20 protein-coding genes are annotated in these 21067 nt (G+C 33.1%); 17 read left to right on the top strand and 3 right to left on the bottom strand.

Going from position 1 to position 21067, the window contains the following annotated elements; all coding sequences use genetic code 11:
- Positions 1–23 precede the first annotated feature (23 nt).
- The 17 genes from accB to BMZ09_RS01770 all read left to right on the top strand — a co-directional run bounded on the left by accB (position 24) and on the right by BMZ09_RS01770 (position 15390).
- Positions 24–500: an acetyl-CoA carboxylase biotin carboxyl carrier protein gene (gene accB / locus BMZ09_RS01850; RefSeq protein ID WP_090836977.1), complete on the top strand. Its 477-nt coding sequence runs from the start codon at positions 24–26 to the stop codon at positions 498–500.
- An 85-nt stretch (positions 501–585) separates the two neighbouring features.
- Positions 586–1938: an acetyl-CoA carboxylase biotin carboxylase subunit gene (accC, locus tag BMZ09_RS01845; RefSeq protein WP_090836975.1), complete on the top strand. Its 1353-nt coding sequence runs from the start codon at positions 586–588 to the stop codon at positions 1936–1938.
- Between the two features lie 95 nt (positions 1939–2033).
- Positions 2034–2705, top strand: a complete 672-nt coding sequence (locus BMZ09_RS01840; protein ID WP_090836973.1) for a hypothetical protein — start codon at positions 2034–2036, stop codon at positions 2703–2705.
- A gap of 26 nt (positions 2706–2731) precedes the next feature.
- Positions 2732–4618: a hypothetical protein gene (locus BMZ09_RS01835; RefSeq protein ID WP_143067773.1), complete on the top strand. Its 1887-nt coding sequence runs from the start codon at positions 2732–2734 to the stop codon at positions 4616–4618.
- 6 nt (positions 4619–4624) lie between these two features.
- A complete protein-coding gene (locus tag BMZ09_RS01830; RefSeq protein WP_090836970.1) occupies positions 4625–5977 on the top strand; it encodes a hypothetical protein in 1353 nt (450 codons plus the stop codon).
- 22 nt (positions 5978–5999) lie between these two features.
- Positions 6000–7112: an NAD(P)/FAD-dependent oxidoreductase gene (locus BMZ09_RS01825; protein WP_090836968.1), complete on the top strand. Its 1113-nt coding sequence runs from the start codon at positions 6000–6002 to the stop codon at positions 7110–7112.
- Between the two features lie 4 nt (positions 7113–7116).
- Complete coding sequence (gene mtgA, locus BMZ09_RS01820; RefSeq protein ID WP_090836967.1) at positions 7117–7800, top strand: monofunctional biosynthetic peptidoglycan transglycosylase; 684 nt, start codon at positions 7117–7119, stop codon at positions 7798–7800.
- Entirely contained in the window at positions 7793–8254 is a 462-nt protein-coding gene (locus BMZ09_RS01815) for a GreA/GreB family elongation factor (protein WP_090836965.1), read from the top strand. The genes mtgA and BMZ09_RS01815 overlap by 8 nt, the downstream gene beginning before the upstream one ends.
- Before the next feature lie 63 nt (positions 8255–8317).
- Positions 8318–9445: an NAD(P)/FAD-dependent oxidoreductase gene (locus BMZ09_RS01810; protein ID WP_090837378.1), complete on the top strand. Its 1128-nt coding sequence runs from the start codon at positions 8318–8320 to the stop codon at positions 9443–9445.
- Entirely contained in the window at positions 9442–10155 is a 714-nt protein-coding gene (locus tag BMZ09_RS01805) for a methyltransferase domain-containing protein (protein ID WP_090836963.1), read from the top strand. The genes BMZ09_RS01810 and BMZ09_RS01805 overlap by 4 nt, the downstream gene beginning before the upstream one ends.
- A 1-nt stretch (position 10156) precedes the next feature.
- Entirely contained in the window at positions 10157–11209 is a 1053-nt protein-coding gene (locus tag BMZ09_RS01800) for a type III polyketide synthase (protein WP_090836961.1), read from the top strand.
- Positions 11210–11340: 131 nt separating this feature from the next.
- The gene (locus BMZ09_RS01795; protein WP_090836960.1) at positions 11341–12138 is read left to right on the top strand and encodes an SDR family oxidoreductase; all 798 of its coding nucleotides are present in this window, start codon (positions 11341–11343) and stop codon (positions 12136–12138) included.
- Positions 12139–12177: 39 nt separating this feature from the next.
- Positions 12178–12738 carry a transposase gene (locus BMZ09_RS01790; RefSeq protein ID WP_090836958.1) on the top strand — a complete coding sequence of 187 codons (561 nt, stop codon included), beginning with the start codon at positions 12178–12180 and terminating at the stop codon, positions 12736–12738.
- A 67-nt stretch (positions 12739–12805) separates the two neighbouring features.
- Positions 12806–13246, top strand: a complete 441-nt coding sequence (locus BMZ09_RS01785) for a 3-hydroxyacyl-ACP dehydratase FabZ family protein (RefSeq protein ID WP_090836956.1) — start codon at positions 12806–12808, stop codon at positions 13244–13246.
- A 60-nt stretch (positions 13247–13306) separates the two neighbouring features.
- On the top strand, positions 13307–14578 hold the full coding sequence (locus BMZ09_RS01780; RefSeq protein WP_090836953.1) for a beta-ketoacyl-[acyl-carrier-protein] synthase family protein: 1272 nt from the start codon (positions 13307–13309) through the stop codon (positions 14576–14578).
- 3 nt (positions 14579–14581) lie between these two features.
- Positions 14582–14836, top strand: coding sequence for an acyl carrier protein (locus tag BMZ09_RS01775; RefSeq protein WP_090836951.1), 255 nt, complete (start codon positions 14582–14584; stop codon positions 14834–14836).
- Positions 14833–15390 (top strand): 4'-phosphopantetheinyl transferase family protein, encoded by a 558-nt coding sequence (locus BMZ09_RS01770; protein WP_090836949.1) that lies wholly within the window; start codon positions 14833–14835, stop codon positions 15388–15390. Before BMZ09_RS01775 ends, BMZ09_RS01770 begins: the two co-directional genes overlap by 4 nt.
- On the opposite strand, the gene BMZ09_RS01765 is transcribed toward BMZ09_RS01770, so the two are convergent.
- The 3 genes from BMZ09_RS01765 to BMZ09_RS01755 all read right to left on the bottom strand — a co-directional run bounded on the left by BMZ09_RS01765 (position 15380) and on the right by BMZ09_RS01755 (position 21055).
- The gene (locus BMZ09_RS01765) at positions 15380–16291 is read right to left on the bottom strand and encodes an ABC transporter ATP-binding protein (protein ID WP_090836948.1); all 912 of its coding nucleotides are present in this window, start codon (positions 16289–16291) and stop codon (positions 15380–15382) included. The genes BMZ09_RS01770 and BMZ09_RS01765 overlap by 11 nt on opposite strands.
- A gap of 71 nt (positions 16292–16362) precedes the next feature.
- Complete coding sequence (locus BMZ09_RS01760) at positions 16363–17811, bottom strand: TolC family protein (RefSeq protein ID WP_090836946.1); 1449 nt, start codon at positions 17809–17811, stop codon at positions 16363–16365.
- Positions 17804–21055, bottom strand: coding sequence for an efflux RND transporter permease subunit (locus BMZ09_RS01755; protein ID WP_090836944.1), 3252 nt, complete (start codon positions 21053–21055; stop codon positions 17804–17806). Before BMZ09_RS01755 ends, BMZ09_RS01760 begins: the two co-directional genes overlap by 8 nt.
- Between the last annotated feature and the right edge of the window lie 12 nt (positions 21056–21067).

Genomic DNA, 21067 nt, shown 5'->3' with positions numbered 1-21067 from the left:
AACTAAATTAATAACTTATAATTATGGATTTAAAAGACATTCAAAACTTAATTAAATTTGTTGCCAAATCTGGTGCAAGTGAAGTTAAATTGGAAACTGACGACGTAAAAATTACGATTAGAACTGGTTCTGACACAGAAACAACTTACGTTCAGCAAGTGCCAATGCAGGCCCAAATGCCAATGCAACAAGCAATGCAGCCAGCACCGGTAGCAGCAGCTCCAACAGAAGCAGCTCCAGCTGAAGACGAAAATTCAAAATATATTACTGTAAAGTCTCCTATTATTGGAACATTTTACAGAAAACCATCTCCAGATAAACCATTATTTGTAGAGGTAGGACAGACTATAGCAGAAGGAGATGTACTTTGTATTATCGAAGCTATGAAATTGTTTAACGAAATAGAATCTGAAGTATCAGGTAAAGTCGTTAAAATATTAGTGGACGATTCTTCTCCTGTAGAGTTTGATCAGCCATTATTTTTAGTAGACCCATCTTAATTTTAGATTGTTAGAGATTAAAGTATGTATAATGAGTGCTTTAAAATCGAATAATCCCATCGTCTAATTATCTAATTTAAAAAAGATGTTTAAAAAAGTATTAATTGCCAATAGAGGAGAGATAGCATTACGTGTTATCAGAACCTGTAAAGAAATGGGCATAAAGACAGTTGCAGTATACTCTACTGCGGATGCTGAAAGTTTACACGTCAAATTTGCTGACGAAGCAGTTTGTATTGGACCAGCAGCTAGTAGTGAGTCCTATTTAAAAATGTCTAATATTATTGCTGCAGCAGAAATTACAAACGCTGACGCGATACACCCAGGTTACGGATTTTTATCTGAAAATGCTAAGTTTTCAAAAATCTGTGAAGAACACCAAATTAAATTTATTGGTGCTTCAGAAGATATGATTAACAGAATGGGAGACAAGGCTAACGCCAAAGCAACAATGATTGCTGCAGGTGTACCTGTTGTTCCAGGAAGTGAAGGTGTAATAGAAACTTTTGAAGATTGTATTAAAGTTGCCAAAGAAACCGGTTACCCAGTAATGCTTAAGGCGTCTGCAGGTGGTGGTGGTAAAGGTATGCGTGCGGTTTGGAAAGAAGAAGATTTACAAAACGCTTGGGAGTCTGCTCGTGCAGAATCTAAAGCTGCTTTTGGAAATGATGACATGTACATGGAAAAACTTATTGAAGAGCCACGTCACATCGAAATCCAAATTGTTGGAGATAGTACAGGAAAAGCCTGTCATTTATCAGAAAGAGATTGTTCTATACAACGTCGTCACCAAAAGTTAACAGAAGAAGTGCCTTCTCCTTTTATGACAACAGCATTACGTAAAAAAATGGGTGAAGCAGCTGTAAAAGCAGCAGAATACATTAAATATGAAGGTGCAGGAACAGTTGAGTTTTTAGTAGATAAGCATAGAAATTTCTATTTTATGGAAATGAATACGCGTATCCAAGTAGAGCACCCAATTACAGAGCAAGTTATTGATTTTGACTTAATCCGTGAGCAAATATTAGTTGCCGCAGGTGTGCCAATTTCTGGTAAAAACTATTTACCACAACTACACTCAATAGAGTGTCGTATAAATGCAGAAGACCCGTTTAACGATTTCCGTCCTTCTCCAGGTAAAATAACAACATTACATGCGCCAGGTGGTCATGGTGTTAGATTAGACACGCATGTTTATGCAGGTTATAGTATACCTCCAAATTACGATTCAATGATTGCTAAGTTAATTACAACTGCGCAAACACGTGAAGAAGCGATCAATAAAATGAAACGTGCTTTAGATGAATTTGTAATTGAAGGTATTAAAACAACAATTCCTTTTCATAGACAATTAATGGATCATCCTGATTATAGAGCTGGTAATTATACCACTAAATTCATGGAAGATTTTGTCATAGAAAAACAAATAGAAGAATAAAACAAAACTAAAAACTCCGAAATCTCTTTCGGAGTTTTTTTTTACTACAAACAAAAACAATAGTATATTTGATTACTTAAACAATAGCCTTGAAAATGCGTAACTATTTTAAATTCTGTATTTTAATAATTAGCTTTTTATCTATAACGTCTTGTTTTGAGATTATTGAAGAAATAGATCTTAAATCAGATGGTACAGGTACAATGACCTATACGCTTAACTTAAGTAAAAGCAAATCCAAGTTAGCATCTATAATGTTGTTAGACTCTATAAATGGATATAAAGTGCCTTCTAGAGCAGATATTCAAAAAGGGTTAGAAGATATTGTTTCAGAACTAAATAAAGCTGAGGGCGTCTCTAATATCAAGAAAACTGCCGATTATGATAATTTTGTGTTTTCAATACAATGTGACTTTAATTCGGTGCAAAACATTAATAAGATTTCTAATCAGATTTCTAGTAATCAAAAAAATAAAGCTATAAAATCATCGTATGCATTTGATGATAATAGTGGTGTGTTTAAAAGAAAGTATACACATTCCGAAGACGTTACAAAAGCATATAATAAGCTTAAAACAGAAAACAAAAAAGTGTTTGATGATGCCTCTTACACTGTAATTTATAGATTTGAGAACGAAGTTACTTCTCAAAACAACCAAAAAGCTAAAATTTCTAAATCAAAAAAAGCAGTCATGCAACGTGTAAGTGCTATGGATGTAATAAATGGTACAGGTGATTTTAGTACTCAAATTTTATTAAAAAAATAATCCTTAAACTAACAACCAATATAGTAATGAAAAAATTATCATGCCTAATCATGCTTTGCCTTTCGGTAGTTGCAGTAGCACAAAACACAATATCTAAAATACCTAGTGATGCTTCTATTGTAGCGACTATTAAAGGAAAAAATCTACTGCAATTAATGTCTATGGAAGAGATTAATAACTCTTTTGTAGGTATTGAAATGTTAAAAGAAATGTCTAGAAAAAACAGCGACTTTAAATCTTTAGAGGACTTTGGTTTTAATTTAGGAGCGTCTTCACATTACTTTTTTCAAGCAAATGATAGTATAAATTATAACGCTTTTATTGTCCCTATGAAGGACGTAAATAAATTTGAAGCCTTAGTATCGTCGCAAGGTAAAAAAGAGATAGTTAGTCAAAACGGTGTTAGAACAATTCAGGGACAAAACGAAAGCGCAATCTTTTGGGATGCTTCAGCTTTAGTTGTCGTGGACGCATCAATGAATAATTATTTTTTTCAAGATAAAGCCGTAATGGCGCGTTATGGTCTTAAATCGGAATCTACGGAAGCATACGATGAAGAAGAAACGATTGTGGAATCAACAGAAGTATATGAAGAGGAAGTAGAGGAAACAGTGATAGAGTCTACAGAAGTGTCTGAAGAAGTATATGAAGAAGAAGAAATAGAAGAAACGGTTATTGAGTCTACAGAAGATTACAACGATAACGATGACAACTATAGTTATTACGATGTGTATGATGCAAATAACAAAATAAAGCGAGAATTATCTGAAAATTGGGCCACATTAAAGGCAATACAAATTTTAAAGCAATCACCTAATCGCTCGATCTTAAAAAATAAATCTTACTTAAAAAGTTTAGATGACAATGCAGAAGCAACATTGTGGGTACACGATTTTGGCCAGTTGTATTCTAATGTTTTAGGGGGTTTGTATTTTAGCGAGTTAGCCGGATTTGATTTAGGTCAGATGTATGCTAACAATGGTTTAAGTGCAAAGTTATTACTTGAAAACGACAGAATGGAGCTTAGTACTAGTTACAGAATGTCTGATCAAATGGCGGAGAGCTATAAGAAAATGACCTCTAGAAAGCTTAATAAAAAGTTTTTAGACTATGTTAACGAAGATAGAATGATTGGTTACATGAGTTATGCTATGGATACAAAAGCAACATTAGAAGAGTATCCTATAATTTTAAAGTCTATTTATAAAAACATACCATATTACGGAGAAGAAGCTGTTTTAGGACTTGATATGTTTTCTTTATTATTGGATGAAGCAGCAGTTGGGGAGGTGTTAAATGGTGATTTATTATTTTTATTATCTGGTATCTCTAAACAAGAAGTAACGTATACGACGTATGAGTATAACGATGATTACGAATATATCGAAGTTGAAAAAACTAAAACAGAAACAATTCCGGACTTTTTATTAATGGCATCTACTGAAGATTCTAGCATGTTTACTAAGTTAATAAAGTATGCTGTAAATAAAGAGATGGTGACTTTTGATAATGGTTATTACACTTTTGTAATTCCAAAAAGCCCATTATCATTGCACTTTGTAATTAAAGATGGTATTGCATTTTTAGGAACATCAAAAGCTGAAATGAGAAAAATAACAACAGGTACTTTTGATGCTAAGTTATCTTCTAAACATAAAAAAAGGATGTTAGATAATAGCACTTCATTATTTGTAAGCGCAGAGCAGTTGGCTTCTCAATTACCAATTGAAGAAATGGGGCTTGACGGAAGCGGAAAGTTAGAGTGGTTTTTAAATACGTCTGAGGATGCTTATATGACGGCTTCAAAAATAAAAGGTAATACCGTTGAGACTAAGATGGTAGTTGGTGTTCCTGGATCAGAAAAAAATGCATTAAAGTACATTTTTACTATTATCGATAAATTTGCAAAGTAATAGGCAATGAAGTTTAAAAAAATATTAAAAAGAGCAGCCATTAGTATTAGTGTGCTGCTCTTAATTTTTAAAAGTGTTTTAATGTATCGTGATTATACGTCCTATAAAGATGTGATACATAAAAATGCCAATCAAATTGTAAAAGTTAGAGTAGATGGAATCTTTCAATCTATTGCTTTTAATGCGATTAAAAACCCGTCGTATTATTTAAAAAAAGATTCAAAAAAAGAGTCTGAGGATGATAAAAAATCTGATGATAAAGGCGTTTCTGTTCCTGCAAACCTATTTTTGTATACTCTAAATAATTACTCAAAAACAACTGTTTTTACGTCGTTTAAAATTTCAGATTCTTCAGCATTTAAAAACTTTATTACTTCTAAATTTCAGTTTAAAAATTTTAAATCATCCCAAACTATTACGACTGCATTTACAAAAGATAAAAAAATGCAAATTGGTTTTAATGCTAAGCAATGTGTTGTTGTGTTTAGTCAAAATCAAGAGGATGTTAACCTTGTGTTTGAAGACCTTCTTAATAATGGTATTACATTGGATCAATCAGATCAGAAATGGTCAAAGCTTAAAGCAGCGACTGCGCATGTTAATTATATCACTAAAAATAATAACTTAAATTTAGATTTTAAATCAGGACAATTGTTAATAAATGGCAACTTTATTTTACCAGAATATTTAGATGTGCCCAAAGTAATTATTGCAAGCAAATTTTCTAGTGATGCTAGTATTACACTTGATTTAAATGCAGTGTCAACGGTTAATTTTTTGTCTTTTAAACATAAAGATTTTACGGTGCAAACAGATAGTTTAAGTGCTTATTTTAAAGGGCATTTAGGTGTAGAATTAGCAAGAAAAACGACACAAATAGATTCGGTAATTACATATCAATTTAATGATGATTTTGAAAAAGTAGCAACACAAACTGCTGTAGAAAAAGAAGTGCCAGAAATTAATATTCAAATGTCTACTCAAGGGACAAAACTATATAAGTATTTAAAACAGGTAGGTATTATAAACACTAATAGGATTAGTAAAGACTTATTTCCTTTATATCAATTTAATGTAGACAGTACAACTAATGGTTTGCTTTTAAGCACAGGTGATACTCGTGTTTTTGAAACCAAAAAAATAGAACCATTAAAGGTTTTGGCACTAACTGTTGATTTTAAAAAACTACAGGAACAAAATCACTTTCCAATAGGGTCTAATTATATGGATAAACTGTTAACTTTAAAGCTTAATGGAATTAGTAATCACGAGGAAACAATTGATGTAAGTGGTGAAGTCAATTTAAAAAATAAAGACATTAATGCGCTTGCTCAGTTTTTTATTAATCAGAAAGAATAAACAAATTTAGTACCTTACTAAAATGACATTAAGTTATTGGGAAATAAAATCATGGCTAACCAACGTAGATTATACTATTGTTGGTAGTGGAATTGTGGGTTTAAATTGCGCACTGCAATTAAAAACACGCTTTCCAAAAGCTAACATTTTAATTTTAGAGAAAGGAACTTTACCTCAAGGAGCAAGCACAAAAAACGCAGGTTTTGCTTGTTTTGGAAGCTTGTCAGAAATTGTAGACGATCTTAAAACACATACAGAACAAGAGGTTTTAGATTTGGTGCAAAAACGCGTAAACGGATTACAAAAATTAAGAGAAAACCTAGGAGACAAAACCATAGATTACCAACAGTTAGGAGGCTACGAATTGTTTAATACTAGCGGTGATTTATTTGAAACCTGCTTAGAACAAAAAACGTTGGTTAATAATTTATTGAAACCTGTTTTTGGAGACAACGTGTTTAGTTTAAAAGACAACACCTTTGGTTTTAATAACATCAAGAATCAATACTGTTTTAATCAATATGAAGGACAAATAGACACAGGTCGTATGATGGAGGCTTTATTGCAAAAAGCGCTCTTAAAAGGTGTTAAAATACTTAATAATGTTTCGGTGTCTAATTTTTCAGAAGATGCAAATGCTGTTAAAGTTGAAACGAATCAATTTAGTTTTTCGACTTCAAAATTATTAATAGCTACAAATGGCTTCGCTTCAGTTTTAAATATTCCGGAAGTTAAACCAGCAAGAGCGCAAGTGTTAATTACAAAGCCTATAAAAAACCTTCATATTAAAGGTACGTTTCATTTGGATGAAGGGTATTATTATTTCCGAAACATCGATAGTAGAATACTATTTGGAGGTGGCCGTAATCTAGATTTTAAAGGCGAAGAAACTACAGTGTTAACCCAAACGGACTTAATTCAAAACACATTAGAATCACTTTTAAAAACAACTATCTTACCAAACACGCCTTTTGAAGTAGAACATCGCTGGAGCGGAATTATGGGCGTGGGTAGTCAAAAAAAACCAATAGTAAAGCAACTTAGTAATAATGTGTTTTGTGGCGTACGTCTTGGTGGTATGGGAGTAGCGATAGGTAGTTTGATTGGAGAAGAATTAGCCAATCTTATAGAATAAAAGCATGCATAATATTTTCAGGTTTATTGCTAAAATACTAGTTTGGTTTGTTATTATAACAGTTGGGATAGTTGTGTTTTACAAATGGGTACCGGTACCAATAACACCTTTAATGGTTATTAGATATTTTGAAAAAGACAGTCCAAAATTATTGAATCACGATTGGGAGCCAATAGAAAACATATCCAAAAATTTGCAGTTAGCAGTTATTTGTAGCGAAGATCAAAGTTTTTTAAAACATACAGGGTTTGACTTAAATGCAATTGAAAAAGCGTACGAAAACAATAAAAAAGGAAAACGTGTTAAAGGCGGAAGTACCATAAGTCAGCAAACAGCAAAAAATGTATTTTTATGGCCACAGCGTAGTTGGTTCCGTAAAGGTTTAGAAGTTTATTTTACGTTTTTAATAGAGACCATTTGGGATAAAGAACGTATTATGGAAGTCTACTTAAATAGTATAGAAATGGGCAACGGTATATATGGAGCAGAGTCGGCAGCTCAATATTGGTTTAAAAAACCAGCTTCAAAATTATCAAAATTAGAAGCCTCTGCTATAGCAGCAATATTACCCAACCCGAGAAAATATAAAGCAAATCCGGTGACTAATTATATAGCATCTAGAAAAAGTTGGATAATGACACAGATGAATTTTTATGGTACTTTAAATTATAAAACGGAGGATGAATAGCACAGTAAAGATTAAACAAGCATTGCATGATAGTTGCGCTTTGTTTACAAAAAATAGGCTGAATACCATAAATAAAACAATTTCAGAATTACAAGAATCCTTAACCTCTGAGACTAAAAGTAGTGCTGGTGATAAGCATGAGACTGGGCGAGCTATGGTGCAATTAGAACGCGAAAAAGCAGGACATCAATTAGCTCAAATCCAAAAAGTAAACCAGTTATTAGTCAAAATAAGTACAGAAAAGACCTCTAAAACTATTGGCTTAGGTAGTGTTGTTTATACCACAAAATCCAATTATTACATTGCTATAAGTGCTGGAGAGCTAGAGGTTGACACTCAAAAATTTTATGCAATTGCAGCCAATACGCCTATTGCACAATTGCTTTTGGGTAAAACAATTGGCGATAATATTGTTTTTAGGGCACAAAATTTTTCAATAACAAATGTTAACTAACGTCTAAATCAACAATTTTCGAGGTATCTTTAGTAAAATTGAATTAGAAAAAAGTTGAATATAATTCCCTCAAATTTTGATGTTATTATTATTGGTGGAGGATTAGCAGGTCTTAGTAGTGCCATCCATTTATCAAAAAATAAGCATAGTGTTTTGGTTATCGAAAAAAACGAGTATCCAAAACATAAGGTTTGTGGCGAGTATATTTCTAACGAAGTCTTACCTTATTTAAACTTTCTGGGAGTAGACGTTTTTAAACTAGGCGCAAAAAGGATTGATAAATTTGAACTATCTACACCTAAAAACAAGCTTGTAAAGGCCAATTTGCCTCTTGGTGGTTTTGGTATTAGTCGCTATTGTTTAGATAACCAATTGGCAAAAGTTGCATTAGCAAATCAGGCTACCATTACTCAAGATACAGTAGAAAATGTAACGTTTGCTAATGATGTGTTTTCGGTTGAAACTAAATCAAATAAGTATACTTCAAAAATTGTGATTGGTGCTTATGGCAAACGTGCTAATTTGGATGTTAAGCTCAATCGTAATTTCATTAAAAACAAATCCCCTTTTTTAGCAGTTAAAACACATTTAAAAGGCGTTTTTCCTGAAAACTTAGTGGCGCTTCATAATTTTGAAGGTGGTTATTGTGGTATCTCAAAAGTAGAAGACGATAGTATAAATGTATGCTACATTACCAATTTTGAGGCTTTTAAAAAGTATAAAGATATTAACGAGTTTCAGCGAAAAGTGCTTTATAAAAATACCGCTTTAAAATCAGTATTTGAAAACACAACTTCAGTTTTTGAAACGCCTTTAACTATTAGTCAGATTTCTTTCGAAACCAAAAACCCTATAGAAAACCATATGTTAATGTGTGGCGATACTGCAGGAATGATTCACCCTTTATGTGGTAACGGAATGAGCATGGCAATACGCAGTGCACAAATGGCATCACTATTAATTATTCAATTTTTTAATGGTGCAATAAAGGACAGAGAAGGATTAGAAAAACAGTATCTTAGAGAATGGAATACCGAGTTTAAATCGCGATTAACAACAGGTCATATTGTAGCAAAGCTATTTAGTTACAACAAATTGGCTGAGGTTTTAATACGTATCGTAAAAATAATACCAAGTATTTTGCCACAAATTATTAAGCGTACACATGGTAAAACAATGACAATTAAATGAGTGTTTTAGTAAATACAAAATATAGAAGTGAAGCAGAAGAAATAATGGACGATTTGGATTATAATGGTCCAATACTTCATGATGCATTAGATAAATTGGCCAAAATTAATCAATGGTTAGGCGGAAACATTGTGACTATTAATGGCTTAAAAAAAGCACTTAAAAACCATAATAAATCAGAAGCTATAACAATCATTGATTTGGGGTGTGGAGGGGGAGATATATTAAGAGAAATATCACTTTTTGGAAAGAAAAACGACTATAATTTTAAACTAATAGGGATTGATGCAAACCCTCATACAGTTAATTACGCTAATTCATTATCGCAAAAATACGATAACGTAAGTTTTGAAGCAATAGATATATTTTCAGATCAGTTCAATAACTTAGAGTACGACTTAGTATTAACCACTTTATTTTTGCATCATTTTAAAGAAGATCAATTGGTTTCGTTTTTAAAACCTGTGTTGCAAAAAGCAAAATTAGGTATAGTGGTTAATGATTTACACAGACATAAATTAGCCTATTATCTGTTTAAACTTTTATGTACAACTATCAAGAATAAAACAATAGTGGAAGATGGACTAACCTCTGTTTTAAGAGGATTCAAAAGAGAAGAGTTGACAACTATTTCAGAACAAATAAATGCAAATTATCAAATCCAATGGAAGTGGGCGTTTCGTTTTCAATGGATTTTGAAGCAACAATAATATGAGCGTAAAAATAACAGCAGTAGCCAAACAACTTCCAAAGTACACTAGAGAAACTAAGGATATTATTCCTTTTTTAAAACTTTGGATGACTGGTCAAGACGACCGTTTTCAGCGTAAAGTTATCAAACTTTTTGAAGGCGCAGGTGTTGACAAGCGCTACTCTATAATGGATGCAGAAGAAGTTTTTACAAATACATCTTTTCAAGAAAAAAATGATATTTACGCTCGTGAAGTAGTAAAATTAGCAGAGCAATCTTTGGTAAAAGCATTAGATAAAGCAGCGCTAAAACCAACTGATATTGATTATATAATTACAGTAAGTTGCACAGGTATTATGATTCCTTCTGTAGATGCTTATTTGATAAATAATCTAAAGATGAAGCAGGATATTGTTAGGTTACCTGTTACGGAAATGGGATGTGCAGCAGGTGTTTCAGGTATTATTTACGCCAAGAATTTCCTAAAAGCAAACCCTAATAAACGTGCAGTTGTCATTGCGGTTGAGTCGCCAACAGCAACTTTTCAGCTAGATGATTTTTCAATGGTTAATATAGTAAGTGCCGCCATTTTTGGTGATGGTGCGGCAAGTGTTATTTTATCGTCTTATGAAGATGAAGTAGGACCAAAAATAGTAGATGAAGCCATGTATCATTTTTATGATGCCACAACCATGATGGGTTTTAAATTGGTAAACACAGGGTTACAAATGATTTTAGATAAGACTGTTCCTGAAACCATTTCAGAACATTTTCCTATGATTGTCCATCCGTTTTTAGAACGCAATAACATTACAATTGATGATATTGATCATCTTATTTTTCATCCAGGAGGGAAAAAAATAGTGCAAACTGTAGAAGATTTATTTGGATCTTTAGGTAAGAATATAGACGACACAAAAGAAGTCTTGCGACTTTACGGAAACATGAGTAGCGCAACTGTTTTGTATGTTTTAGAACGCTTTATGGATAGACCATTGCCAAAAGGCGATAGAGGATTAATGTTGAGTTTTGGACCTGGTTTTTCAGCACAACGTATATTATTAGAATGGTAATTATAAAGGCAAATGGTAATTGCTATGTCATGCTCAATTTGTCTAAGCTTTTTAATGTTATCAAAATATTTTAAAATTTAACGTCACACTGAGCGCAGTCGAAGTGTCTGATAAAACAAGATTTACTATTTATGACAAAAGATTTTCAGCATAAAAACTATTGGGCACTCATTTTAGGAGGTTCAAGCGGATTAGGTTTAGCTACTGCAAAAAAGCTAGCTAAACATGGTATGAATATTTGTATTATTCACAGAAATTCAAGAACTCAGGAAGCCGAAATTAACAGCAATTTTGATACAATAAAAGCAGAAGGAGTACAGTTTAAATCGTTTAATGTTGATGCTTTTAAGCAAGAAAAAAGAACGCAAATTATTTCTGAATTAAAAGTAATTTTAGGCTCAGAAGGAAAAATAAGAACATTAGTACACAGTGTTGCTAAAGGCAATTTAAAACCAATGTTGGATGACCAAAAACCAACACTTAAAACTGACGATTTCAATTTAACAATAAACGCTATGGCTATTAGCTTGTTTGATTGGGCTAAAGCTGTTTTTGAAGACGAATTGTTCGCAGAGGATTCAAGAATCATAAGTTTTACAAGTGAAGGCAATACAAAAGCATGGAAAAATTACGCAGCAGTTTCTGCAGCAAAAGTAACATTAGAAGCCATTACTAGAAATATTGCTTTAGAGTTTGCGCCTTATGGTATCAGAGCCAATTGCATCCAAGCAGGAGTAACAGATACAGCGTCTTTACGTATGATTCCTGGAAGTGATAAAATTAAAGAACACAGTTTATTTCGTAATCCATTTAACAGATTAACATTACCGGAAGATGTTGCAAATGCAGTGTATTTGTTATCTAAAGATGAAGCTAGCTGGATCAATGGAACAATTATAAAAGTAGATGGAGGAGAGAGTTTGAGCTAGAATAAAAGGGCTTACCATTATAAGAAAAGAAAATATAATATGAAATATGAACCGCTTTTAGAAGACACATATTACCACATTTACAATCGGGGTAATAATAAAGAAGACCTTTTTATTGAAGAGAGGAATTATAATTATTTTCTTCAGTTAATGAAAAAACATATTACTTCCGTCTGTAGCGTGCTATCTTATTGCTTATTGAAAAACCATTTTCACTTTGTTGTAAAAACGAAAGAAAATATTAAGTCAAAAGAAATTTCACAAGCCTTTTCAAATTTGTTTAATGCATATTCAAAGAGTATAAATAAAAAGTACAATAGAACAGGAAGTCTATTTCAAGATCGATTTTCTAGAAAAAAAATTGAAGATGAAACGTATTTGAAAAACTTGATTTTGTATGTGCATTTAAATCCTGTTCATCACGGGTTTGTAGCAGATTTTAGTCAATATAAGTATTCATCCTATCAAGTAGTTCTTTCTAATAAATCAACAAAATTGAATAGAATCTATGTCTTAAGTTTATTTGAAAGCAGATTAAATTTTATTAAAACACATAGTTCTCATAAAACAAATAATTTAGAAGAGTATTACTTGGAATAAAATTAAAGAGCGTAAATACCTCACAGGTTTTTAAAACCTGTGAGGTCTAATAAAACCTAATTAACAATTGAATAACAACGAGATTATTAAATTATTACCTTATCAGCAACCTTTTTTGTTTGTTGATATTTTAACTACGATTTCCAATGAAGGCGTAACGGGAAGTTATACTTTTAAAAAAGACGAGTATTTTTACAAAGGACATTTTAAAGACAATCCAATTACGCCAGGCGTGATCTTAACGGAATGTATGGCGCAAATAGGTGTAGTATGTTTGGGTATTTATATGTTGAAGGAGGAAATTTCAAAAGATAATAAACCTCAAATAGCTTTAACGTCAAGTCAAGTAGATTTCTTTTTACCTGTTTTTCCAGGCGAAACAGTGACTGTAGTTTCAGAAAAAGAAGTCTTTCGTTTCAATAAATTGAAATGTAAAGTAAAAATGTTTAATCAGAAAAATGAATTGGTTTGTAGAGGACAGATCTCAGGAATGCTGAAAGCAGAATAATACCAATTGTAAACGATAGATCAAACTGAGTTTGTCGAGGTGTATTTTAATTAATAAAGTATGAAAAACAGAGTCGTAATAACAGGTTTAGGAGTCGTTGCACCAAATGGAGTAGGTGTCGACGCATTTACTAAGGCTATAAAAAATGGTGTATCCGGAATTACTTTTCATCAACAATTAGCAGATTTAAATTTTTCGTGTTGTATTGGTGGAATTCCTAATATTTCCGAAGAAAAAAAGTTAGAATACTTAACACCTTTACAATTAAGAGGCTTTAATAGTTCTGGTATTTTATATGGTTGTATTGCAGGAATGGACGCTTGGAAAGATGCTGGGTTTGAAGTTGATCCTGATAGTGATTTAGACTTTGATTCCGGTACTGTTTTTGGAACAGGAACCTCAGGAGTAGACAAGTTTAGAGAGGCTATTTATAAGTTGGATGACAAGCAGGTAAAGCGATTAGGAAGTACAGTTGTGGTACAGACTATGGCTAGTGGAATTAGTGCTTTTTTAGGTGGAATTTTGGGTTTAGGTAACCAAGTAACGACAAACTCATCTGCATGTACCACAGGTACAGAAGCTATTTTAATGGGTTATGATCGTATTAAAAACGGACAAGCAAAACGAATGTTGGTTGGTAGTTGTAGTGACGACGGACCTTATATTTGGGGAGGATTTGACGCTATGCGAGTGATGACATATAAGCATAATGAAACTCCAAAAGAAGGCTCTAGACCAATGAGTGAAACAGCAAGTGGTTTTGTGCCAGGCGCAGGAGCAGGCGCTTTAGTTTTAGAGTCTTTAGAAAGTGCTTTAAAAAGAAAGGCGACTATTTATGCTGAAATTTTAGGCGGAAATATAAACTCTGGAGGACAACGTGATGGAGGGACAATGACCGCTCCAAATGCTAAAGCTGTGCAACGTTGCATACAAGATGCGGTTAAAGATTCGGGCATTTTAGCCGAAGATATTGACACTATAAATGGGCATTTAACAGCGACTTCAAAAGACAGTTTGGAAATCGAAAATTGGACAACAGCATTAGGTAGAAGCGGAACGGGTTTTCCGTATATAAATTCTTTAAAATCCATGGTTGGTCATTGTTTGGCAGCTTCGGGTAGTATAGAAAGTGTAGCTACTGTATTGCAGTTAAAACACCAATTTGTGTTTCCTAATATTAATTGCGAGGACCTGCACCCTAAAATATCTGCACTAATTTCTGAAGAAAAAATTGTAAAACATACTATTAATACAAGCCTTAATATTGCAGCAAAAGCCAGTTTTGGTTTTGGTGATGTTAATGGTTGTGTGATTTTTAAAAAATATAATTAGACTATGACTAAAGAAGAACTTATCTCGAAACTAAAAACTATTGTACAACCTTATATTCAAAACGAAGACGCTTTTAATAATTTATCTGAAGCGACTGATTTTATTAATGATCTTAAAATAAATTCAGCAAATTTAGTAGATGTTATTCTGGATGTAGAAGACGAATTTGATATTAGAATAGAAAACGACGACATGGAAAAAATGACGTCTGTAAAAGCAGCAATGGATATTGTAAACGAAAAATTAGCAGCAAAATGATAGGCAATGATATTGTCGATTTAAAACAAGCTGCTAAAGATAGTAATTGGAAACGTCCACGTTTTTTAGATAAAATTTTTACGCCAAGAGAGCAGCAATTAATTTGGTCTGCTAAAGATCAAGACCAAATGGTTTGGCTACTTTGGAGCATGAAAGAAGCTGCGTATAAAGTAAATGTACAACAGTTTGGAACACGGTTTTTTAATCCAAAACGTTTGGAATGTACTTTACTTTCTAATTTAAAAGGAGAGGTAATTATTGAAGACAATCGTTATTTTATAGAGTCTATAATTACTGAAGATTTTATTTATTCTATTGCGTTAATAGCGTCTGGTAAAAGTTATAAAAGTGAATGGTTTTTAGATCATAGTCAAGACTATGACGCACAGAGTAAATGCCTAAAAAGGAGCTTTTTAAAAACTTTAAATTTAGATGAAGTAACTATTATTAAAAACAATATTGGTGTGCCTAAACTACAGCATAACAGTGACTTGTTAGATGTCTCTTTTTCGTTGACACATCATGGTGCTTTTAGTGGTTATGCTATCTTATGATTTCTAAATACTGAGTAGTATTTTTTTCTAAGTTTGTTTTACTCTCAAAAAACACAACATCATCATCTAATAAGGCTTCAATTAAGTAATAGTGTCCTTTAAAATAAGCGTGTATTACTGTAGCTTTAAGCTCAGAATTGGTTACCATTTTTAATTGATGTGCGTATATTATAGCATCACCAATAATATTAAACTCGCCAAAAAACGAAGCTATTAATGGTGCTTCTGGATTTTTAAATAAATTTTCTGGACTATCATTAACAACAATTTTGTTGTCGTACAAAACAATCATTCTGTCTGCAAAACCTAAAACATCTTCTCTGTCATGTGTTGCAACAACACATGTAATGTTTTTATCTTTTAAATATCTAAAGACATTACGTCTAAGTGATTGTTTTTGGAAGTTATCAATATGACTAAAAGGCTCGTCTAATAAAATAATTTCTGGCTGTTTTGCCAATGCACGTGCTAATGCTACACGCTGTTTTTGACCACCACTTAAGGTTTTTACTTTTGTTTTAGCAAGTTCAGTAAGTTCTACAACTTCTAGTAACTCTGCAGTACGTTCTTTTTTTTCTTCTGGAAAAAAATTAGAAAGGTGTTTACCAATGTTTTCTTCAACGGTTATAAAAGGCATTAAGTCAAATTCTTGACTTACGTATTTCATAAAGTCGTAACCTACAACTAAATTATATTTTGGTCCCAAAACTTGTTCATCCTTCCAAAAAATCTGACCTTGATTTAAGTCGGATTCGCCAAAAATAAGATTTAATAGTGTGCTTTTTCCTGAGCCACTTTCTCCGATAATGGCTACGTTTTCACCTTGTTTAGCAGTAAAAGAAAGGTCTTTTAAAACAGGTGTTTTATTATAAGAAAAGGTAAGATTTTTAACTGTCAGCATAACACAAAAATAATATAAAAAAACCGCTCAATTACTTGAGCGGTTTTTAAATTTAAAAAAAACATGACAATTTAATTCCAACCGCCACCTAAAGCCTGATATAGTTTTACGTTAGCTAATAACTGGTCCCTTTTAGTTTCTATAATTTCAATTTTAGAATCTAAAGCTTCTCTTTGGGTTAGCAACACTTCTGTGTATTCTGCTCTAGCAGATCTAAATAACCTAAGCGATAAGTCTATAGATTCTGCAAGTGCTTGCACTTGATCTTCTTTAAGCTGGTAGCTTTTTTTAAGATTATCTACATTAGACAACTGATTTGTAACTTCAATAAACGCATTTAATATGGTTTTTTCATATTCAAAAAGAGCTTGCAATTGTTGGTCAGTTGCATTTTTATATTCTGCCTTTATCGCATTTCTGTTAATTAATGGCGCTACAATATCGCCCACTAAATTGTAAAGTAAAGATTCAGGTGTGCTTGTCAAAAATTTAGGTTTAAAAGCTTCTAATCCTACACCAGCTTTAAGACCGATAGAAGGATAAAAATTAGCTTTTGCAACACTCACGTTTAGTTTAGAGGCAGACAACTCGTACTCTGCTTGTCTAATATCTGTACGATTAGCTAAAAGTTGAGCTGGAATCCCTGCAGATATACTATCAACCGTTTTTGTAATAAAATTGCTAGAACTTCTAGTTATTGTTTGTGGGTAACGTCCAACTAAAAAGTTAATTAAATTTTCTGTCTCAACTATTTTTTGCTGAATTTTAAACTTGCTGCTTTGGTTTTTATAAACATCCGCTTCAAAACGTCTTACAGCTAATAAAGTAGCTCTAGCTGCCTCTTTTTGAAGTTTCACCATTTTTAATGCTTGTTGCTGGATCTCTAAGTTTTCTTCAATAATTTCTAATTGATTATCTAAAGCCATAAGCTCATAATACGAGCTTGCAATTTCTGTAACCAATTGTGTTACCATAAAATGTTGACCTTCAATAGTCGCTAGATATTCTAAAACTGCTGCTTTTTTACCATTGCGAAGTTTTTTCCAAACATCAAGTTCCCAAGAGGCAGAAAGCCCGATTGAAAAATTAGTTAAAGGCTCCGGGAATTCTTCACCTTCACGGATATTTAAGTGTTTTTCTACAGCACCACTCCTAGTGTATTCACCAACTTTTTCAACTTCAGCTCCAGCGTAAACACCAACAAAAGGGAGGTATTCTCCTTTTTTAGCTTTTATTTCGTTTTTAGCTATATCCACTTGCTGTAACATAATGTTTAGCTCCTGATTATTAACTAAAGCGCTATCTATTAACGCGACTAAATTAGGATCTTTGAAAAAATCTTTCCATTGCATATTGGCAGTATTTGTCGTGTCTTCTGATTGACTTTTATACTGCTCAGGAACGGTCTTGTTTTCTGCTCTAACAATTCTGGTAGGTGCGCAAGAATACAAGAATAGTATTGTTAAAACACCTATTACGAAACGTTTTCTGATCTTTATATGTTTTTTAAAATTATTCATCTTTGTTTCTTTTGCTTAGTTTTTTAAATAGACTTTTCAATTTGCTTATTTGTTCGGTATTTTCTTTTGTTTGTTTACCAGCAGATTCACTATTTCTAATAAATTCTTCAGATAATGGCTCATGAGACTCATCTTTAATAAGACTTTTTCCTTCAGCCATTTTAGCAAAAATGTAGTATAAGCCAGGGATAATTAAAACACCACCAAGGGTTCCAATAAGCATTCCTCCTAAAGCAGAACTACCAATGGTTTTATTGGCAATAGCACCTGCTCCGGATGCTACTATTAGCGGAATTAATCCAGCGATAAAGGCAAAGGACGTCATTAAAATAGGTCTAAATCTGGCTCTAGAACCTTCAATAGCTGCTTCCAGAATTGTAGCACCTTCACGTTGTTTTTGTACTGCAAATTCGACAATTAGTACTGCGTTTTTACCAAGTAATCCGACCAGCATGATAACTCCAATTTGTGCATAAACATCGTTAGCTAACCCCATTGATTTTAACAGGAAGAATGACCCGAAAACACCCACAGGTAGTGATAATATTACTGCAAATGGTAATAAAAAACTCTCGTATTGTGCGGCTAAAACAAAGTACACAAATATTAGTACTACTATAAAAATATAAGTGGATTCGTTACCTCTACTTGCTTCGTCATAAGACAGTCCTTCCCAAGCAATATCATAACCTCTAGGAAGTTCTTTAGCAGCAACTTCCTTAATGGCATTAATGGCATCTCCACTTGTAAATCCTGAAGCTGGTAAGCCTCTAATGGATGCTGAGTTGTAAAGATTATATCTTGTAATCTCATTAGGTCCTAGTTTTTTAGTGATAGTCATAAATGCAGAATATGGTACCATTTCTCCTTCTTCATTTTTAACAAAAAGCTTTTCAAGATCGGATGGTAAGCGTCTATATTCTGGTCCTGCTTGTGTGTAAACCTTAAAGAATCTACCAAAACGAATAAAACCTTGCTCGTAAGTACTACCAATTAAAATATTCAAATTTTCCATTGCTTTGCTAATGGTTACTCCTTTTTGCATAGCAATCTTGTTGTTTATTTTTAATTGATATTGTGGGTAATTTGCAGAGAAAAAGGTAAACAAACCTGTAAGCTCTTTACGTTTAGATAGAGCTTCTATAAAGTTGTTGTTAATCTCTTCAAAATGATGATAATCCGTTGAATTCGTTTTGTCTAATAGACGCATGGCAAACCCTCCAGAAGATCCAAATCCAGGAACAGCAGGTGGTTCAAAATATTCGATAACCGCACCTAGATCTTTAGTCTCTTCTTCTAATTCTTCCATGATTTCGTGCACGGTATGCTCACGATCTGACCAAGATTTAAGATTAATTAAACAGGTTCCGGCATTAGATCCACGACCTTCCGTCATGATCTCGTAACCGGCTAAAGAGGATACTGATTCTACACCTTCTGTTTCTTCACATATTTTCTGAAGTTTTTTAGCGACTTCGTTTGTGCGTTCTAACGTTGCACCTGGCGGTGTCTGAATAATAGCGTAAATCATACCTTGATCCTCATTAGGTATAAATCCTGCTGGTAATACTTTGTTGGTGAAATAAATACCGGCACAAAAAGCAGCTAATATTCCAAAGGTTATTACGCGTCTTGCTACAATTTTATTAAGTATTTTGACATACCTACCTGTTAGTTTTTCAAAACCATTATTAAACCAGTTGATAAATTTATCTATTGGTGATTTTTTAGTTTTTCCATGGTTGTTTTTAAGTAACATGGCACATAATACAGGTGTTAGTGTTAATGCAACAATTGCTGAAATAACAATAGCACCAGCCATAGTAATAGAGAATTGACGATAGAAAACACCTACAGGCCCCGTCATAAATGAAATAGGAATAAAAACAGAAACCATCACCAAAGTAATAGCGACAATAGCGCCTCCAATTTCACCTAACACTTCATACGATGCTTTGTAGGGGGTGAGATGTTCTTCTTCCATTTTAACATGGACGGCTTCCACGACGACAATAGCATTATCGACGACAATACCAATAGCTAGTACTAATGCAAACAATGTTATTAAGTTGATGGACAATCCAAATAATTGCATTACAAAAAAGGCTCCAATTAAAGATACGGGTACGGCTATAATCGGGATTAATGTAGAACGCCAATCCCCTAAAAATAGAAATACTACAATAGCAACTAAGATAAAAGCATCCCTAAGGGTGTGTAATACTTGTTCTATAGACGCATCTAAAAAGTTAGACACATCATAACTAATTTGAAAGTCTACATCCGGTGGTAGTTCTACTTCTAATTCTGCTAATTTTACTTTTACAGCATCTATTACATCGCTACCGTTACTTCCAAACGTTTGTTTTAATACTATTGACGCGGAAGGTTTTCCGTCTAAGTTGGAGTAAATATCAAAAAATTCACTTCCTAGATTAACCTCTGCAATATCTTTTAATTGAATGATTTCTCCTTCTTTATTGGCACGGATTATAATCTCTTCGTATTGTTCAGGTTCATTATAGCGGTCTTCATAGGTTAGTACATATTCTAAGGATTGTGCAGTCATACCAGAACTACGTCCTAGTCGTCCAGGTCTAGCTAAAATACTTTGCTCCTCCATGGCTTCTAATACTTCTTCGGCAGAAATATTATACGCACGCATACGGTCTGGTTTTAGCCAAACTCTCATCGCGTATTTTCTGCTTCCTAAAATTTGAGCGCTTGCAATCCCTTTAATACGTTGTATTTCTGGTATAACCTTAGTGTAAGCATAGTTATATAAAAACTTTTCATCATTATTTTTATCTGTGCTAGATAGGTTAACGTACATTAACATACTAGGTTGGACTGGGGATATAATAACGCCTTCACGTTGTACCAATTCTGGTAATAGTGGCATTACTTGATCCACACGTGTTTTTACCCGGACTACAGCCTCGTTTGGATCTGTGCCTGGTTCAAAAATAACACGAATGGTTGCTTCTCCGGCACTGGTTGCATCAGACGCGATATAGCGCATATCTTGTACACCATTAATGGCTGTTTCTAATGGGATTAATGTCGAATTAACTAATACTTCAGAACTAGAACCAGGATAAGCGATAAAGATATTTACCGTTGTTGGTGCTATTTGTGGGAACTGAGATATAGGAAGTTGCTTGATGGCAAGTCCCCCTATAAATAGAATGATAACCGAAATGACAATAGCCAAAACGGGTCTTTTTATAAATTGTTTAAACATGTCTTTTGTAGA

Origin of the sequence: Olleya namhaensis (genome assembly GCF_900114005.1) — a bacterium.
GTDB classification, from domain to species: domain Bacteria; phylum Bacteroidota; class Bacteroidia; order Flavobacteriales; family Flavobacteriaceae; genus Olleya; species Olleya namhaensis.
Note: the sequence above shows the minus strand (reverse complement) of the source record. Positions and strands in the feature narration are given on the sequence as shown.

What these genes read in the sequence shown, in the direction of transcription:
- BMZ09_RS01840 (WP_090836973.1), top strand. Translation starts at nt 2,034, where the DNA reads ATGCGTAACTATTTTAAATTCTGTATTTTAATAATTAGCTTTTTATCT.
- mtgA (WP_090836967.1), top strand. Translation starts at nt 7,117, where the DNA reads ATGCATAATATTTTCAGGTTTATTGCTAAAATACTAGTTTGGTTTGTT.
- BMZ09_RS01760 (WP_090836946.1), bottom strand. Translation starts at nt 17,811, where the DNA reads ATGAATAATTTTAAAAAACATATAAAGATCAGAAAACGTTTCGTAATA.
- BMZ09_RS01795 (WP_090836960.1), top strand. Translation starts at nt 11,341, where the DNA reads ATGACAAAAGATTTTCAGCATAAAAACTATTGGGCACTCATTTTAGGA.
- BMZ09_RS01815 (WP_090836965.1), top strand. Translation starts at nt 7,793, where the DNA reads ATGAATAGCACAGTAAAGATTAAACAAGCATTGCATGATAGTTGCGCT.
- BMZ09_RS01830 (WP_090836970.1), top strand. Translation starts at nt 4,625, where the DNA reads ATGAAGTTTAAAAAAATATTAAAAAGAGCAGCCATTAGTATTAGTGTG.
- BMZ09_RS01790 (WP_090836958.1), top strand. Translation starts at nt 12,178, where the DNA reads ATGAAATATGAACCGCTTTTAGAAGACACATATTACCACATTTACAAT.
- BMZ09_RS01770 (WP_090836949.1), top strand. Translation starts at nt 14,833, where the DNA reads ATGATAGGCAATGATATTGTCGATTTAAAACAAGCTGCTAAAGATAGT.
- BMZ09_RS01775 (WP_090836951.1), top strand. Translation starts at nt 14,582, where the DNA reads ATGACTAAAGAAGAACTTATCTCGAAACTAAAAACTATTGTACAACCT.
- BMZ09_RS01780 (WP_090836953.1), top strand. Translation starts at nt 13,307, where the DNA reads ATGAAAAACAGAGTCGTAATAACAGGTTTAGGAGTCGTTGCACCAAAT.
- BMZ09_RS01755 (WP_090836944.1), bottom strand. Translation starts at nt 21,055, where the DNA reads ATGTTTAAACAATTTATAAAAAGACCCGTTTTGGCTATTGTCATTTCG.
- BMZ09_RS01800 (WP_090836961.1), top strand. Translation starts at nt 10,157, where the DNA reads ATGAGCGTAAAAATAACAGCAGTAGCCAAACAACTTCCAAAGTACACT.
- BMZ09_RS01825 (WP_090836968.1), top strand. Translation starts at nt 6,000, where the DNA reads ATGACATTAAGTTATTGGGAAATAAAATCATGGCTAACCAACGTAGAT.
- accB (WP_090836977.1), top strand. Translation starts at nt 24, where the DNA reads ATGGATTTAAAAGACATTCAAAACTTAATTAAATTTGTTGCCAAATCT.
- BMZ09_RS01805 (WP_090836963.1), top strand. Translation starts at nt 9,442, where the DNA reads ATGAGTGTTTTAGTAAATACAAAATATAGAAGTGAAGCAGAAGAAATA.
- accC (WP_090836975.1), top strand. Translation starts at nt 586, where the DNA reads ATGTTTAAAAAAGTATTAATTGCCAATAGAGGAGAGATAGCATTACGT.
- BMZ09_RS01765 (WP_090836948.1), bottom strand. Translation starts at nt 16,291, where the DNA reads ATGCTGACAGTTAAAAATCTTACCTTTTCTTATAATAAAACACCTGTT.
- BMZ09_RS01835 (WP_143067773.1), top strand. Translation starts at nt 2,732, where the DNA reads ATGAAAAAATTATCATGCCTAATCATGCTTTGCCTTTCGGTAGTTGCA.